Below are 17,237 nucleotides of genomic sequence, written 5' to 3'. Positions count from 1 at the left end.
TAAGTTAAGAATTAATGTAAAATAAAGTTTGAGCGTGAAAAATAAGGAATTTTAGGTATGAAATAAGTAATTTCATGAAAATTCAAAATAAACCATATAGCAATGGTGTATAATTTTGTTAAAACTTGAAATTAAGAAGGGATTTTATGATTAGTATTTTAGTAAAAAAAATTGTGAATTTTATTGCCACAGAATCTAATATAGAAGATATATATTACCTTGATAGAATTAGATATGGGGTAGAGGTTTTTATAAGTGAAGGAGTTAAATTCTTTATAATACTTTTAATATCTATTATGCTTAAAAGATTACCTGAATTTTTCATAATTACAGTATTAATTTTAGGGGTTAGAACTAAACTTGGAGGTGGGCATTGTAAAAGCTTTGCAAGATGCTTTATAAAGACTACAGGAATATATTTAAGTATGTATTTTTTATCTTCTATAATAATAATACCAAGATTCATAAGAGTTTTAATATTAGTATCTGTTATAGCTACAATTTTTACTGCTAAATATAGAACTAAGATTAAAGCAATAGAAGCTCCTAAGGTAATTTTAAAATTAAAATTAAAGACAAGCTTCATATATTTATTTACATATACTTTAGTAAGAGTAGTAAATGATTCTGTGTACATAAATCTTGTATTATTATTTGGAATATATATGATTTATGAATATCATATGAATAACAGGGGGAAATCTGTAATGAAAAATTTAATGAAAAAATTCGACTTAAGAAAACTTATGAGTGGTGTATTAACTAATGCCAGTATAGGAGTAGGAGAAGCAGCGTTGAAATCTTCTTCTATATTCTTTTGGGGAGAAGTTGAATTACCATTAGAATTAAGAGAAAAAGGTAAGTAATAATTATCTAAAATGTGCTATAATTGTTAGGGGTGATGAAGATGCAATTATTGTTAATAGAAGATGATATTATTCAAAGTGATAATTTGTCTAACCTAATTAAAGAAAGCTATAATAATGTGGAGCTCCTAACGGCACATTCATTTAAAGAGTCATTAAAAGTCATTAGTGAAAAAAATATTGACTTATTCTTTATTGACATCAACTTACCAGATGGATCTGGGATAGATATAGCTAAAAAAATTAGAGCCATGGAAGGTTATGAATTAAAAGGAATAGTATTTATAACAAGTCAAGGTTATCAGATGGTAGATGCATTTAAAAATATACACTGCTATGATTTTTTAATAAAGCCTTATAGTAAAAAAGATATTAAAAGAATCATAGATGTGTTTATGAAAGAAAATGTTAAGAAAAATGACAATCGAAAGTATAGTATGATAACTATAGAAAATAAAATAACCTATAAACTATATCATGATGATATAGTTTTTGCTGAGTATATACCAAGGAAGTGCAAAATTGTAACAGTTAAGAATGGAGTAATTTATGCAAAATTATCTCTAGGGAAGCTTTTAAGTATGATTGAATCAAATAGTATAGTACAATGCCATAAATCCTTTATTGTAAACACTAAATATATAAAAAGAATAGACAAGATGTATACTAAGTTATGGAAAGTGCATTTTGTTAACATTAGTGACATTATTGACTTATCTATAAGTTACTGTGAAAAAGTATTTGAAATTTTAGGGTATGAAAATGAGTATAAATAATTTTTTAGAGTTGTTTACATTGGGTATGATTTGCAATATTTTATTTGATAAAATTAATATTAAGAATGTTTTAATTTCTATTATGTTAGCATATGTTTTTGGTAGTGTTATAAAAATACCATTATTCACCATAGGAGCTTTAACTATAATATATGCATTCATAAATAAATTTTTACATAATGACACTTTTTATAAGTCTCTAATAAAGATAACTATATCATTATTAGTTTTAATGATAGCAGAAAGTATTGTTGGAATTATAGTAGGTATATTAGATATAAATACAGAAAGTATAAATTTAACCTTAACATTGGCGGGGGTATTTACAATTACATTAGGTACTATATATTATTTTACTAAATATGTTAAGTTGAATATTTCAACTATACCTAAGATAAGTACTAAAATTATCATAACAGGAATAGTGAACTTATTTCTAATATTAACTATATTAATATTTATAAATGATAGTCATTTTATAGGCAGTGGATTAAGAATTGGATTATTTTCAGCATTGTTAGTATTCATTATAATAACTATGACTTTATGTAGAGATATATATAAAATTATGAAGGAGAATGAGATATTAGAAATTCAAAATAAATATAATTTGATTTTAAATGAGTATATTGAGAAGTTAAGGGCTAGTGAACATGAATATAAAAATCATTTAAATGTGATATACTCAACCCTTCAGGTGGGAAATTATGATGAAGTTAATAAAGTAATAAAGAAGTATATAGAAGATATAACTTATAAAGATACTTTAACAAAGCTAATGACAATAGATAATATAATTTTAAGAGCTCTTATTTATAGTAAAATTTGCGAAGCAGAAAAAGCTGATGTAAATATAAAGTGTAACATTAAAAATAGCTTGAATAATATAAAGATTAGTCAATCAGATATGGTAATTATATTAACTAACTTATTAAATAACGCTATAGAAGCAGCTAAGGAGAGTCCCAATAAATTAGTTGATATATATATAGATGAAGATTATTCAACTAACGGTAGATATGTTATCACTATAAAAAACACTGTAAAAGATATGAATAAAATAAATATATCCTCAATGTTTAAAGAAGGATATTCAACTAAGGGTTCTAGTAGGGGCTATGGACTACATAATGTGCAAAAAATAGTGAGTGGTAATAAAGGCAATATTTTAATAGAAACAGACGACGACATGCTTTCTGTTGAAATACATATTTAAAAACTTAAAAAATTTTAAAAATGGATATCAATTAATTTTGATATCCATTTTTTTGAAAATAATCATATATACCTTGAAGAAATTATAAAAAAATATTTAATAAAGTGCTTTTAAATATACTATAAAATGATATAATTAAATGGAGAATTATTATTACTTAATAAAGTTATTGTTTAGTGAAGGTTATGCAGTTATAAGATTTTACAAGTCTTATGTGTGCTATAAACCTAGGAGGAATATGGTTATGGATTATAATAGAGCTATAGAAATGGTAAAGAGGAATCCAATTATTATAAAAACTATAAAGAACCCAACAGAAGAAATGAAGCTTTTGGCTGTAGAGAAGGATGGAATGTCTCTACAGTACATAAAAGATCCAACAGAGGAAATGAATATAAAAGCATTGAAGAGTAATATAAATGCTATTGAATTTATAGATGAGCCTACCTTAGAAATGAAAGAGTATGCAGTAAAGGAAAGCTGGAATACTTTAAAATATATAGATGCTCCTAGTGAAGAACTAGTAAATCTAGGGATTGAACAAAAGGGATGGGCTATTCAGTATATAAAGAATCCTAGCTGTCATCTTCAGAGGTTGGCTATTGAGAAAAATTATGATTCTATTAAGTATATAGAAAATCCTTGTGAAGAGGTGCAGCTAGCGGCTGTAAATATTAGCTATGATGCCCTAAGGTATATTAACAATCCTAGTGAAAAAGCTGAGATATCTGCCATTAGAAATAATGAAGCTGCTATTAAGTTTGTTCATAATCTAGATAAGGAAAAGATGATAAAATTTTTAAAAGAAAATATACTAGTAATTAAATATCTTATAAAAGATATTTCTATAGAAGAGCTCGAAGGAGTATTAAAAGAAAGATTATCTAGTGAAGATATAGAAGAGAGCTATGTAAGAAATTTTATCAATTGTGAAAGTATAAATAAAAAGTATAATAATATTTCTATGGATAAGATTATATTTATTCATAAGTATGGAAGTAATAGATCAAAAAGAGTTGCTATAGATGAAAAGCTAAAGATTATGTAGGAGGATAATGCAAATGAACTTTAATGATACATTAAAAAGTGTAGAGCTTGTAATAGAAACTAATGAAGTACCTCTTATTGTAGGAGAGAGTGGAATAGGCAAGACTGCTCTTGCAAAGACTTTGGCGAGACAAAGAGAATGGAGTTTAGTTGTTATAGATGGAAACCTTTTAAAGGAGGGTGAAATAGGTGGACTCCCTACAGTGGAAGAATATACTATTAAAGATGAACATGGAAGAGTAGTAAGTAAAAAGACAACTATCTATGCTATTCATACAAAGCTTAGAGAAATAGATAATCTTATTTTAGAAGGTAAAGAGGTGCTTTTATTTATAGATGAAATAAATAGGTGTGAGCATAGTGTACAACAAGAGCTTATGAATTTGATATTAAATAGAGAGATAAATGGATATAAGCTTCATGATAAAGTAAAGATATTGGCTGCAATGAATCCATCCAGTAAATACGGCTCAGACTTTGATTATCAAGTAGTAGATATGGATGCTGCCCAAGAAAATCGATTTGTTTGGCTTAACATGGAAAGTGATGCAAAGGGTTGGATTAAATGGGCTTCGGAAAATAAAGTTGATAGAAAAGTAATAGAATTCATATCTACTTTTCCAGAGCATCTACACAGTATTAACGAAGATGATATAAGGGCTACCCCACGAAGCTTTGAAAGAGTGTCTAAAAGTTATAAGTTATATAAAGAAAATAAAGATAGTATACCAAGAAGAGTATTTTTAAATGTTTTAAGGGGGAATCTTGGAAGAATTATTGCAGAGCAACTTATGGATTTTATGGAGTCGGATAATACTACTTTAATTTCTCCAGAAGAAGTATTTGAAGAAGAAGTTTTATCAGAGCAGGTTAAAATTAGGATATCCAATGAGAGCCACACTAGATTATATTTAACAGGTAGTAATATGATAAATTATATTAGCAGCAAAGTTGAAGAGCTAGAAGGAGCAGCTATAAAAAAAGTTATAGATAGATTTGTAGAGTTTCTTAGCTTTTATCCAGTAGATTTGATGATTGGAATTATGCAGGATATGAGAAAAAGTCAAAAGAAAATATATAACTTCATATTAGAAAATGAAGACTTTGTAGAGAATTACTTTGCAGCTTATACTGAGATAAAAGGGTAGATAGCCATGAGTAAGAATTTTGAAGAATTGAGGGTTAAGCTTTATAATAGGGTAACTAATATAGTTAATGGTGGAGAGATGTTTAAAGCCAGAAGAGATGGCGAAAAATTTGTAGTAGATATGCCAGAAGACTTAAAGTTGGAGTTTTATAAACTAGTAGATAGAGTAAATCTAGCCTTGATGGAAGATAATGAAAATTTCTATGGATACTTTTTATTTCAGGTAAAAAGAGAAATAAGATATGATATAGATACACCTACAGCTATAAGTTTTAAGGGAGCTAAATATATTGTTTATTTTAATCCTCTTATATTTTTACAACTTGATTTGAGTCAGATGCAAGGGACTATAAAACATGAAATACATCATATTTTAGCATTACATTTAGTAAGGGCAAAGGAATTAAGAAAAAAATACAGCACCTTAGCTGTTAATATGGCTATGGACATAGTTGCAAATCAATATATTAATTTCTTACCTGCCTATGCAACTACCTTAGAATGGGTAAATACAAAATATAATTTGAAGTTAGAACCATATAATTCTATGGAGTACTATGTAAGAGAAATTCAAGGAGAATTGGATTTGTTAGAAGAGGACAAAGAAGGCGAAGAGGATGATTCTAAAGGCGATACTAAGGATGAATATGATCCTAAAAAGACTCATGATACCTGGGATGAATCTGATGATATAGATGATAAAACTCTGAAGTCCTTTACTGAGAAATTTGCAGAGCTTTCTAGTAAAGGAAAGCTTCCAATAGAGATAGAAGCTATGCTAAAAACTTTAAAGGGAAGTGAAAATGAAATCCCATGGAATATTTATTTGAAAAAAATAATGGGAACCTTAGAGAGTAGTAAGAAGAAAACTGTAACAAGAAGAAGTCGAAGGCAACCTAATAGATTAGATTTAAAAGGGGAGTTAAGAGGGCATAGGGCTAAAATTGCTGTAGCTATAGATATAAGTGGAAGTATAAGTGATGCTGAGTTTATGCAATCTATGAAAGAAGTACTTTTAATAGTAAAAAATTATAATAGTGAAGTAACTATAATAGAGTGTGATAGCAATATTAAAAGAGCATATAAGGTTAAGTCTGTAAAGGATATAAGAGAAAGGGTTACTAAAGGGGGAGGAACACAGTTTACTCCTGTATTTGAATATATAAATAACACTGATACTAACTTACTTATATATTTTACTGATGGTAAAGGTGAAGATAAATTAAAGGTTACTCCAAAAGGTTATAGAACTCTATGGATAATATCAGGCAGAGGAGATAAATTATCTTTAAAGGAGCCTTATGGAGTAGTAAAGAGGCTTAAAGCTATAGAAGAGAAGGATGAGTTTATAGATATACATGACGTAAGAAATGATGGTTGGTCCATGAATAGTGTTGAACCTACAATATAAAGTATTAAAAATTATATAGTTTTACCAATGAGGCTTTCACAAAATGGATAACTCTATTTTGTGAAAGTCTCATTTTCTTATAGTTAAGTAATAAGTCTTTAATAAATTTTAATGCTATACATAATATCCACTTATTTAGCTCAACATATAAATGGTATAAGAGTAAAAATTAAAGCTTTATAACTTAGAGCAAAGTAACAAAAGGCTATTGAGGCATTAGATATATGTCTAAATACCTTCATACCAATATATTTAAACTGTAAGAAAAGAGGTAATAACATGAGAAAAATGAAGACTATGGATGGTAATACAGCAGCAGCACATATATCCTATGCATTTACAGAAGTAGCTGCTATATTCCCAATTACACCATCTACACCTATGGCTGAGCTAGTAGATGAATGGGCCGCTAAGGGAAGAAAAAATATATTTGGTCATCCTGTTAAAGTAGTAGAGATGCAATCTGAGGCAGGGGCAGCTGGAGCATTACATGGTTCCTTACAAGCAGGAGCTCTATCATCTACATATACAGCATCACAAGGTCTATTACTTATGATACCTAACATGTATAGGATGGTAGGAGAAAGATTACCTGGAGTTATACATGTTGCAGCTAGAGCTCTTACTACGTCATCCTTAAGTATATTTGGTGACCATCAAGATGTTATGGCTACAAGACAAACAGGATTTGCAATGCTTGCAGAAGGTTCTGTTCAGGAGGTTATGGATTTAGCAGCAGTAGCACATTTAAGTGCTATAAAGGCTAGAATGCCATTTCTTAGTTTCTTTGATGGCTTTAGAATTTCCCATGAAATACAAAAGGTTGAGGTTATAGAGCAGGAGGAACTTGCAAAACTAGTAGACTATAAAGCTATTGATGAGTTCAGAAAAAATGCTTTAAATCCAGATCATCCAGTTACAAGAGGAACTGCTCAAAACCCTGATTTATATTTCCAAATGTGTGAATCACTTAATAGATACTATGAAGATATACCTACTGTAGTAGAAAATTATATGAGTGAAATAACAAAACTAACAGGAAGAGAATATCACTGTTTTGATTACTATGGAGCACCGGATGCAGATAGGATAATCATATCAATGGGTTCTGTATCTGAAGTAGTTGAGGAAACTATAGATTATCTAAGAGCTAAGGGAGAAAAGGTAGGACTTGTAAAAGTAAGACTTTATAGACCTTTCTCTATAGAGAAGTTTATAAAAGCTATGCCAAGTACAGTTAAGAAGATAGCAGTACTTGATAGAACTAAGGAGCCAGGTTCTATAGGGGAGCCTCTTTATCTAGATGTAGTAAGAGCACTATTTGGAAAAGAAAATGCTCCATTAGTAGTAGGTGGAAGATTTGGACTTGGTTCAAAGGATCCAATTCCAGCTCATATAGCTGCCGTATTTGAAAACCTCAAAGAAGATAAACCAAAGGATAGATTTACTATAGGAATAATTGATGATGTTACAAACTCATCGTTAATGCCAAAGGAAGATATAGATGCTACGCCAGAAGGCACAACCTCATGTAAGTTCTGGGGATTAGGTTCTGACGGTACCGTTGGAGCTAATAAGAGTGCTATAAAGATTATTGGAGATCATACAGACATGTATGCTCAAGGATATTTCTCTTATGATTCTAAGAAATCAGGTGGAATAACTGTTTCTCACTTAAGATTTGGTAATAAACCAATTAAATCTCACTATACCATTGACAAAGCGGATTTTGTTGCTTGCCATAACCAATCCTACGTCTATAGCTATAACTTATTACAAGGATTAAAGAAGGGTGGAAAATTCCTTTTAAATACTCAATGGACAGAAAAAGATTTGGAAGATAGATTACCAGCTGACTTAAAAAGATATATATCAGAAAATAATATAGATCTCTACATCATAAATGCAGTTAAAACAGCCCAAGAAATTGGGTTAGGTGGAAGAATAAATATGATAATGCAAGCTGCCTTCTTTAAGATAGCAGATATCATACCTATTGAAGATGCAGTAAAATATTTAAAAGAAGCAGTTATAACTTCCTATGGTAAGAAGGGTGAAAAAGTAGTAAATATGAACCATGCTGCCATTGATTCAGGAATAAATTCTATAGTTAAAATAGAAGTCCCAAGTAAATGGAAGGATGCTAAGGATGATAAGTTAGATATAATGAAGGATTATCCTGCATTTATTAAAGATATTGTAGAACCAATGAATAGGATGGAAGGAGATGCTATTCCAGTTTCTACATTGGTTAGAGAGGGAGTAGATGATGGTACTTTCATGGCAGGTACTACTGCCTTTGAGAAGAGAGGAATAGCAGTAAATGTGCCACAGTGGATATCAGAGAACTGTATTCAATGTAACCAATGTTCATATGTATGTCCACATGCCACTATTAGAGCCTTTCTATTAGATGAAAAAGAAAAAGAAAATGCTCCAAAGGATATGAAGTTGCTAGAAGCCAAGGCTCTTAAAACTGAAGCTCCTATGTTCTTCCATATAGGAGTTACACCTTTAGATTGTACTGGATGTGGAAACTGTGCAGAGGTTTGTCCAGCTAAAGAAAAAGCTTTAGTTATGAAACCACAGGATAGTCAACATGATCAAATAGAAGTTTGGAATTATGTTGTAGAAAAAGTTGCAAACAAGAAGAATCCATTGAACAAAAATACTGTGAAGGGTAGTCAGTTTGAGCAGCCTCTACTTGAATTCTCAGGTGCATGTGCAGGCTGTGGAGAAACTCCATATGCTAAACTTGTAACTCAATTATTTGGAGATAGAATGATGGTAGCTAATGCTACTGGTTGTTCATCAATTTGGGCAGCTGGAGGACCTTCAACAGCCTATAGACCTAATAAAGAAGGCTATGGACCAGCATGGGCTAACTCACTCTTTGAAGATAATGCTGAGTATGGTTTTGGAATGTTTATGGCTGTTAAAACCATAAGAGAAAGAATTGCACAGAATATAAGAGAAGCTCTAAGTGGCAATATTTCAGAGGGAGCTAAGCCCGTGTTACAGGATTGGTTAGATAACATAGATAAGGGTGAAGGTACAAGAGATAGAGCAACTAAGTTAACCCAAGTTCTTCAGAAAGAAAATAGTGAACTAGCTAAGAAGATACTAGAAGATAAAGAATTCTTTGTTAAGAGATCTCAATGGCTATTTGGAGGAGATGGATGGGCTTATGATATAGGATATGGCGGCCTTGACCATGTATTGGCATCAGGAGAAAATGTAAATGTATTAGTCTTTGATACAGAAGTTTATTCTAATACAGGAGGTCAATCATCAAAATCAACTCCAACGGCTGCGGTAGCTAAGTTTGCAGCATCAGGAAAGCGAACTAAGAAGAAGGATTTAGGAATGATGGCTATGAGCTATGGTTATGTATATGTAGCTCAAGTATCCATGGGAGCAGATAAAAATCAGACTATAAAAGCTATTTCAGAAGCTGAAGCTTATGATGGACCATCATTAATAATAGCTTACTCTACATGTATTAATCATGGTATTAAAGCTGGAATGTCTTATTCACAAGAAGAACAGAAGAGAGCAGTAGAGTGTGGATATTGGACTTTATATAGATATAATCCAGATTTAAAAGGAACTAAGAATCCGTTCTCCTTAGATTCAAAAGCACCAAATGGAAGCTTTAAAGACTACTTATTAGGTGAGGTTAGATATGCATCCTTAGCCAAGGTATTCCCAGAAGTAGCAGAGGAATTATTTGCAAAGACAGAAGCAGATGCTATGGAAAGATATAATAACTATAAGAAGTTATCAGCTCAAGAATAAAAAATTAGAAGACCATGTCATATTTATGATATGGTCTTCTATAATTTAGATACATTATGAGTTTTTATTAATATAAATTTTTAAAGCTTTAATCATAAGTACCAGTGCATAAATACCTAAACCCCAAAACAATAAAATTATGGGTAAAATAATTAACATTGGAATAAAAGCAAATAAAGTCTCCATAAAAGCCTCCTTATAATCTAATATAATATAATTTAATTTGATTCACTATGTGATGTAGAAATAGATTTTTTAGGAATAAATACTACAATCAATGTAGATGTAATTAATACAATTGTACAAGCAAGGCCACCCTCAGCTCCAAAGTTACCACCAGATAGTAAAGAGTTACTAAAACTATTAACTTTCAAAATAGAAGGTCCTATGTTCATTCCACTAACAAGAATTCCATATATATTACCTTGAGCAAAGTTCCACATGGTGTGAATTGCACATACTCCAATAATATTATCTGTACGATAAGCATAAACGGAAAAGAATATACCAACTAAAATAATATTAATCAGTGGGAGTATAGAAAAGCCTGAATTGAAAATGTGGAGAAACCCAAATAAACAGGAGTTCAAAATAATACCGAGAATAATTCCATTTTTAGCAGCAATGGAAGTTAATAAAAAGCCTCTACATAGAAATTCTTCACTGGCACCTTGTATCATAAAACCAATAAAGAAAATAATAATTATAGGAAGAGAAGACAGAGTAACCTTAACAAAGGATAATTGTCCAGAAATCATTAGAATCAATACAACAGCACTAAACATAACAAGTCCTACTATTAATCCAATGCCATATTCTTTAAAAGCACCTTTTTTCATTAACCCCATAGAGCGAAGATTTCTTCTTTCACTAAATTTGCAATATAAAATACAGAGTATAATTAAAAATCCAGTACCAAATAAATTTATAAGAGTTAAAGTTTCATTATCTATGGTCATAGATAATCCATTGGATTTAATCACAGTTATAAAACCTATTATTGCCATAGGAATCACAAGTATAAATTGACTTACTAAAATAAGAACTAAGGATATAAGTAAGTTGAGAAATGGATTGTGTTTCAGTTTAGCTTTTTTTGCTTCATCAATCATAACGGAAGGTGTGTTAAAAAAATTCATAAAAATCCCCCAATTTAAATTATAAAATATACACAGTAATGTATATGTAACATTATATTATATTTTACACTATATATATTAATTCACAATATATATAATACAAAAGGAGTAATTTAGTACATAAGTTTCTATTAATGAATTCATATGTGAAAATATAATTCATTAATGTATAATAATTAGTAATAAATATCTTATAATAACAGTAAGTAACTATTTAAAATAAAAGGAGAGAACAATAAAGCGGAGGAAGATAATTATGAGAAATTTACAAATAAACCTTCCTAATAATCAATATGAAATTCTCATTAAATCAGGAATTATAAATAGTATAGGTAAAGAGATTTCAAAGATGTATGAAGGAAATAAAATAGCTTTAATTACTGATGAGAATGTAGATGAATTTTATGGAGATATAGTTAAAAAGTCTTTAGAGGATAATGATTTTAAAGTTTTAAAGGTAGTTTTAAAACCTGGTGAAGGTAGTAAATCAATAGAATCTTTAATGAAGTTATATAATGAACTTTTAGATTTTAAGCTAAATAGGGGAAATTTAATTATAGCTTTAGGGGGAGGAGTCATTGGAGATTTATCAGGCTTTTGTGCAGCTACTCTTTTAAGGGGAATTCCATTTGTTCAAGTTCCAACATCACTGCTTGCCCAAATCGATTCATCTATAGGAGGTAAGGTTGCTATAGATTTACCTAGGGGAAAAAATTTAATAGGTAATTTTTATCATCCTAAGGCAGTATATATTGATCCTCGGGTGCTTAAAACCTTAGAAAAGAGATATGTAAATGATGGGTTAGGCGAAGCTATAAAATATGGATTAATAAAGGATAAAAAGCTCTTTGAAAAGTTTGAAAGTATAGAAAGCTATGAAGCTTTATTTGAATATATAGAAGATATAATATATAAATGCTGTAGTATAAAAAAACAGGTAGTAGAGCAGGATGAAAAGGACAAGGGAGAGAGGATGATTTTAAACTTTGGTCACACCATAGGCCATGCTATAGAAAAGCTTGAAAATTACAAGGGTGTTTCCCATGGAGAAGCCGTGACTATAGGTATGTATTCTATAGCCCTTAGATGTGAGGAGTTAAATATATGTAAGGGTGGAGTTGCTAACAGAATAAAAAGGCTACTAGATAAATTTAACTTGCCCTATGATTTCCAAGGGAAAACCAGAGGAGATATTATTGATGCTATTTCAGTAGATAAAAAGACAATAGGAGATTTTATAAACCTTATTCTTATTGAAGACATAGGTAAGGTTTTTATTCATAAGATTAGTCATGAAGAATTAGAAAAATTTATTTAGGAGGAAAAGCTGTGGATAAAATTATAATAAAACCCAAGTTACTTAAAGGGAATATAGTTGTTCCTTCTTCTAAAAGTTTAGGGCATAGGGGGATAATTGCAGCTGCTCTAAGTAGAGGAATATCTAGGGTGGATAATATACAACTTTCTAAGGATATTGAAGCTACTATGGAGATAATGAAGGAGTTAGGAGCAGTTGTTAATATTGAAGGGCATAGTTTGTACATTAATGGAAGAAAGATGTTTTCCTATGAAAAGAAACTAGATTTAAGATGCAGAGAATCTGGCTCTACCCTAAGATTTCTAATTCCACTAGCTTTAACTAAAGATGGTGACTATATATTTCATGGAGAAGGAAAGTTAATTTCAAGACCACTAGAACCATATTACGAAATCTTTAAAGAAAAGGGTATAAAATACTCAATGGAAGAGGACGGTTTGCCTTTGAAGGTAAGCGGAAAACTTACTAGTGGTACATATAGAGTAAGGGGAGATATAAGCTCACAATTTATAACAGGGCTACTGTTTTCTCTCCCCATTTTAGAGGGTAATTCTAGAATTCAGATAACTACAAAACTAGAATCTAAGGGATATATAGATCTTACTTTAGATATTTTAAAGGATTTTGGCATAGAGATAGAAAATAATAATTATAAAGAGTTTAATATTAGAGGGGCGCAAAAATATAATAGTAGAAACTATTATGTAGAGGGAGATTATTCTCAGGGAGCCTTCTTTTTAGTAGCAGGGGCATTAGGTTCTTCTATAGTATGTTATGGTCTAAATAAGGATTCTCTTCAAGGAGATAAGGTCATATTAGATATTTTAGAAGCTATGGGATGTAATGTGGAAGAAAGTGAAGAAGGTATAAAAGTAAAACCTTCTAAGACTAAGGGCATAGAAATAGATGCCTCTAATTGTCCTGATTTAGTTCCAGTTCTTACGGTGCTTGCTAGCCTTTCAGAGGGTGAAACTAAAATAGTAAATGCTAAAAGACTTAGAATTAAAGAGTGTGATAGACTACATGCTATAACTAAAGAGTTAAATAAACTAGGAGCAAATATAATAGAGTTAGAAGATTCTTTAATAATATCAGGAGTTAATGAATTAAAGGGTGGAGAAGTTGATTCTCACAATGATCATAGAATAGTAATGGCCTTGGCCATAGCAGCCACAAGAGCTAGTGGTAATGTTATCATAAATAATCCTAGTGCCGTAGAGAAGTCTTATCCTAATTTCTTTAAGGATTATATTAAATTAGGGGGTGAAGGTGATGAGTTCAATTATAGGGAATAAAATAAAAGTATCAGTTTTTGGGGAATCCCATGGTGATGCCATAGGAGTTATAATTGATGGATTACCAGCAGGGCATAGGATAAATTTTGACTTTGTTAATGAAGAAATGAGAAGACGAGCACCAGGTCAAGATTCATTGTCTACTTCTAGAGTAGAAAAAGATATACCTAAGGTTTTAAGTGGAATTTTTGAAGAAAGAACTACAGGGGCACCACTATCAGCCATAATTGAAAATAATAATACTAAATCTAGGGATTATTCAGAGCTTAAGGTAAAGCTAAGACCAAGCCACTGTGATTACCCAGCTATGATTAAATATGAAGGATATAATGACTATAGAGGTGGTGGACATTTTTCTGGTAGGCTCACAGCTCTTTTAGTCTTTGCAGGAGCAATATGTAAGGATATTTTAAAGGAATATGATGTGTATATAGGTGCACATATAAAGTCTATTGGAAAGATAAAAGATCATGGCTTTGACAAAGTAAATATAAGAAAAGAATTATTACAAGAATTAAGGAAGGATAGATTTCCTACCTTAAATAAGATTATTTCCGAAGAAATGAAAGAAGAAATTTTAGCGGTTAAAGCTTTAGGAGATTCTATTGGCGGTGTTATAGAAGGAGCTGTTATTAATCTGCCAGTAGGACTTGGAAGTCCAATGTTTCACTCAGTAGAAAGTGTATTATCCCATATGCTTTTTTCTATTCCAGCAGTTAAGGGAGTAGAGTTTGGAGAAGGATTTAACATCTCAACCCTAAGAGGTAGTGAGGCAAATGACCAGTACTATATTGAAGGTGAGGACATAAAAACCTATTCTAATAATAATGGGGGGATTCTAGGTGGAATTACTAGTGGAATGCCAGTTACATTTTCAGTAGCATTTAAACCAACTCCATCTATAGCTTTACCACAGAAAACTGTAAATATAGAGACAAAAGCTGATGATATTTTAGAAATTAAGGGAAGACATGATCCTTGTATAGTACAAAGAGCAGTTCCAGTGGTGGAGTGTGTCACTGCCATTGCGATTTTAGATATGATGCTTCAGTAGAATAATATATAGGTATTCTAGAAGGGAGAAGAGTTTTGAATAATATCATATTAATAGGTCTTTCAGGATGTGGGAAAACATGTCTAGGTAATATAATTAGTAACGATGAGGAAATAAATTTTATTGACTTAGATGAATATATAGAAGAAAAAAACAATATGACTATAAAGGAAATGTTTAACATTAGCGAAGAATACTTTAGAGATAGGGAAACAGAAGCAGTTAAACAGGTTTCTAAATTAGAAAATACTCTTATAGCCACAGGCGGTGGCGTTATAAAGAGAAAAGAGAACATGGATGCCTTAGGAAAAAGTGGATGTATAATATTTATAGACAGAAAACCGGAAAAAATAATAGAAACTTTAGATATATCAAATAGACCTCTTTTAAAAGAAGGAAAAGATAAGATATATGACTTACATAAAGAAAGGTATAAGCTCTATAAAAAATATGCTCATATTACTATAGATAATAATGATAGTAAGGAAAAGGTTATTAATATTATAAAGGATATAATTAAAATTAAGCTCCATAAGCGTTAGTATTAATAGATATATTCCTTAAATCTTATCTGTTTATAAAGTCATATATGGATCCTTTTTAATATTATATTAATATAGAGAATTGAGGTGAGATCGTGGATACTAAGAAAATACTGTCTATCATAAAACGGCAAGAAGGATTAAAGTTAGATTTTAAACAAAAGCTATCCTTAGATTTTGAAAGTGGCAAAAAAGAACTAGCTAAAGATGTTTGTGCCATTGCTAATTCAAAGGGTGGAAGAGGATATATAGTTGTAGGTATTGAGGATAAAACAAAAGAGTTAATAGGCTTAGATGAAAGTGAAGTTTTCACAGAAGAACAAGTACAACAAATAATATCTTCTAGATGTGAGCCACCAATCCCAATCTCTGTAGATGAGTATAATATAAGTAAAAAAAGGATTTGTATAATTACAATATATGATGGAGAACAAAAGCCATATCAACTTAAGGAGAACGGAGCATTTTATATCAGAAGAGGCTCTACCACTGATACTATGAGAAAACAGGAACTCGTAGAAGCTTTTGAGGAGAATTTAGACTTTTTTATTGAAACTTCCCAAGTAGTAAGAAGTGATATAAATCTTATAAATATTGAAATAGTAAAAAACTATTTTCATAAAAAAGGTATAGTTATAAATAGTTCTAATGAAAAATTTCTTATGAGAAGTGCAGGAATATCATATACAGATAAGGATACTGGAGAAGAGAAATGTACCTTGGGTGGTCTTTTAGTATTTTCTGATAACAATAGTCTTTGCATACCTCAAAACATGATTAGAATAACTAATAATTTAGGTAAGGGAAAAGACCGAGTAAATGTTGTACAAGGTAATCTCTTATCTATGATAGATAAAAGCGAAGATATATTAAGAAAAATATTACCTAAGAGTTATCCTATAGGAGCTATAGTTGAGGCAATAAACAATGCAGTACTTTATAGGGAGTATTCTTCCATAGATAGAGTTATAGAAGTGGTGATATCTAGAAATAGTATAATAGTTAATAGCCCAGGACAAATGATACAGAACAATTCCACAGGAAAAAGAATTAACTATAATAGAAGAAATATGTGGCTTTATGAAAAACTAGTAACACTAGATGAAAATAAAAGATTTTTAAACAATGAAGGTGGATTTGGAAGGATAAAAAAGCCTTTCAAAAAAAATGTGACCTTTATAAACTCTAGAGCAGAAGACTGTTTTAAGGTAATTTTACCAGGAACAAAACTCTATGAAGGTAAAAAATAGTGATATTAAGGCTAATTAGAATTAAATTTATAATCCTTATAAGTAAAAGATTAGACGATAAAGAAGGAACTAGAATTTATCGTCTAATTTTTTTGTAACGAAATTAATGTTAGTAAGGACATATGTGTAATAGCTCCATTATCTATAAAGGGAGAAGTTATAATTCAAGCTGTTGAAGACTACGTAGCAGAATAAGATTATTTATTCACCAATTTTGCTATTAAGTTGGAATTTCATGCACAGAATATACCATTTTGTGCATTTTTCTAGTGCGCCCAGCATGGGCGTAATCTTAAGGGTGAAAGTCCCTAACACGACCTAGTAGTGGTAAGTGTATAGCTTAAGACAAGGGTGTCCACCGTGAGATGGAATCTGAAG

General features: G+C 30.5%; 14 protein-coding genes. 12 read left to right on the top strand and 2 right to left on the bottom strand.

Features of this window, described 5'->3' with window-relative positions; translation table 11 throughout:
* Positions 1-146 precede the first annotated feature (146 nt).
* From ACTNBA_RS14780 to nifJ, 7 genes are all read left to right on the top strand, one after another.
* Complete coding sequence (locus tag ACTNBA_RS14780) at positions 147-866, top strand: accessory gene regulator B family protein (RefSeq protein WP_441075011.1); 720 nt, start codon at positions 147-149, stop codon at positions 864-866.
* A gap of 41 nt (positions 867-907) precedes the next feature.
* On the top strand, positions 908-1,642 hold the full coding sequence (locus tag ACTNBA_RS14775) for a LytR/AlgR family response regulator transcription factor (RefSeq protein WP_441075009.1): 735 nt from the start codon (positions 908-910) through the stop codon (positions 1,640-1,642).
* Positions 1,629-2,858, top strand: coding sequence for a sensor histidine kinase (locus ACTNBA_RS14770; protein ID WP_441075008.1), 1,230 nt, complete (start codon positions 1,629-1,631; stop codon positions 2,856-2,858). The genes ACTNBA_RS14775 and ACTNBA_RS14770 overlap by 14 nt, the downstream gene beginning before the upstream one ends.
* A gap of 244 nt (positions 2,859-3,102) precedes the next feature.
* Positions 3,103-3,906: a hypothetical protein gene (locus ACTNBA_RS14765; protein ID WP_441075006.1), complete on the top strand. Its 804-nt coding sequence runs from the start codon at positions 3,103-3,105 to the stop codon at positions 3,904-3,906.
* A gap of 13 nt (positions 3,907-3,919) precedes the next feature.
* Positions 3,920-5,053: an ATP-binding protein gene (locus ACTNBA_RS14760; protein WP_441075005.1), complete on the top strand. Its 1,134-nt coding sequence runs from the start codon at positions 3,920-3,922 to the stop codon at positions 5,051-5,053.
* A 6-nt stretch (positions 5,054-5,059) separates the two neighbouring features.
* A complete protein-coding gene (locus ACTNBA_RS14755; protein ID WP_441075003.1) occupies positions 5,060-6,463 on the top strand; it encodes a vWA domain-containing protein in 1,404 nt (467 codons plus the stop codon).
* A 279-nt stretch (positions 6,464-6,742) separates the two neighbouring features.
* The gene (nifJ, locus tag ACTNBA_RS14750; RefSeq protein ID WP_441075001.1) at positions 6,743-10,261 is read left to right on the top strand and encodes a pyruvate:ferredoxin (flavodoxin) oxidoreductase; all 3,519 of its coding nucleotides are present in this window, start codon (positions 6,743-6,745) and stop codon (positions 10,259-10,261) included.
* Positions 10,262-10,315: 54 nt separating this feature from the next.
* Here nifJ and ACTNBA_RS14745 read toward each other — a convergent pair whose 3' ends face one another.
* Together ACTNBA_RS14745 and ACTNBA_RS14740 are read right to left on the bottom strand one after the other, a co-directional pair.
* Positions 10,316-10,447: a hypothetical protein gene (locus ACTNBA_RS14745; RefSeq protein WP_278245262.1), complete on the bottom strand. Its 132-nt coding sequence runs from the start codon at positions 10,445-10,447 to the stop codon at positions 10,316-10,318.
* Positions 10,448-10,479: 32 nt separating this feature from the next.
* Positions 10,480-11,400 (bottom strand): CPBP family intramembrane glutamic endopeptidase, encoded by a 921-nt coding sequence (locus ACTNBA_RS14740; RefSeq protein ID WP_441075000.1) that lies wholly within the window; start codon positions 11,398-11,400, stop codon positions 10,480-10,482.
* A gap of 256 nt (positions 11,401-11,656) precedes the next feature.
* Between ACTNBA_RS14740 and aroB the strand changes: the two genes are divergently transcribed.
* The 5 genes from aroB to ACTNBA_RS14715 all read left to right on the top strand — a co-directional run bounded on the left by aroB (position 11,657) and on the right by ACTNBA_RS14715 (position 16,859).
* The gene (gene aroB, locus ACTNBA_RS14735) at positions 11,657-12,718 is read left to right on the top strand and encodes a 3-dehydroquinate synthase (protein WP_441074999.1); all 1,062 of its coding nucleotides are present in this window, start codon (positions 11,657-11,659) and stop codon (positions 12,716-12,718) included.
* Positions 12,719-12,729: 11 nt separating this feature from the next.
* Positions 12,730-14,013, top strand: coding sequence for a 3-phosphoshikimate 1-carboxyvinyltransferase (gene aroA / locus ACTNBA_RS14730; RefSeq protein ID WP_441074998.1), 1,284 nt, complete (start codon positions 12,730-12,732; stop codon positions 14,011-14,013).
* Positions 13,991-15,067 (top strand): chorismate synthase, encoded by a 1,077-nt coding sequence (gene aroC, locus ACTNBA_RS14725; protein WP_441074996.1) that lies wholly within the window; start codon positions 13,991-13,993, stop codon positions 15,065-15,067. Before aroA ends, aroC begins: the two co-directional genes overlap by 23 nt.
* 35 nt (positions 15,068-15,102) lie before the next feature.
* Positions 15,103-15,609, top strand: a complete 507-nt coding sequence (locus ACTNBA_RS14720) for a shikimate kinase (protein WP_441074995.1) — start codon at positions 15,103-15,105, stop codon at positions 15,607-15,609.
* Positions 15,610-15,704: 95 nt separating this feature from the next.
* Positions 15,705-16,859 carry an AlbA family DNA-binding domain-containing protein gene (locus ACTNBA_RS14715; protein WP_441074993.1) on the top strand — a complete coding sequence of 385 codons (1,155 nt, stop codon included), beginning with the start codon at positions 15,705-15,707 and terminating at the stop codon, positions 16,857-16,859.
* The last annotated feature ends 378 nt before the right edge of the window (positions 16,860-17,237 follow it).

Origin of the sequence: Clostridium sulfidigenes, from assembly GCF_052067195.1 — a bacterium.
In the GTDB taxonomy this organism is placed as follows: Bacteria; Bacillota; Clostridia; order Clostridiales; family Clostridiaceae; genus Clostridium_J; species Clostridium_J sulfidigenes.
This window is presented reverse-complemented; position numbering and strand designations above follow the sequence as displayed.

Coding starts and splice junctions, on each gene's coding strand:
- ACTNBA_RS14780 (WP_441075011.1), top strand. CDS start 147: ATGATTAGTATTTTAGTAAAAAAAATTGTGAATTTTATTGCCACAGAA.
- ACTNBA_RS14775 (WP_441075009.1), top strand. CDS start 908: ATGCAATTATTGTTAATAGAAGATGATATTATTCAAAGTGATAATTTG.
- ACTNBA_RS14770 (WP_441075008.1), top strand. CDS start 1,629: ATGAGTATAAATAATTTTTTAGAGTTGTTTACATTGGGTATGATTTGC.
- ACTNBA_RS14765 (WP_441075006.1), top strand. CDS start 3,103: ATGGATTATAATAGAGCTATAGAAATGGTAAAGAGGAATCCAATTATT.
- ACTNBA_RS14760 (WP_441075005.1), top strand. CDS start 3,920: ATGAACTTTAATGATACATTAAAAAGTGTAGAGCTTGTAATAGAAACT.
- ACTNBA_RS14755 (WP_441075003.1), top strand. CDS start 5,060: ATGAGTAAGAATTTTGAAGAATTGAGGGTTAAGCTTTATAATAGGGTA.
- nifJ (WP_441075001.1), top strand. CDS start 6,743: ATGAGAAAAATGAAGACTATGGATGGTAATACAGCAGCAGCACATATA.
- ACTNBA_RS14745 (WP_278245262.1), bottom strand. CDS start 10,447: ATGGAGACTTTATTTGCTTTTATTCCAATGTTAATTATTTTACCCATA.
- ACTNBA_RS14740 (WP_441075000.1), bottom strand. CDS start 11,400: ATGAATTTTTTTAACACACCTTCCGTTATGATTGATGAAGCAAAAAAA.
- aroB (WP_441074999.1), top strand. CDS start 11,657: ATGAGAAATTTACAAATAAACCTTCCTAATAATCAATATGAAATTCTC.
- aroC (WP_441074996.1), top strand. CDS start 13,991: ATGAGTTCAATTATAGGGAATAAAATAAAAGTATCAGTTTTTGGGGAA.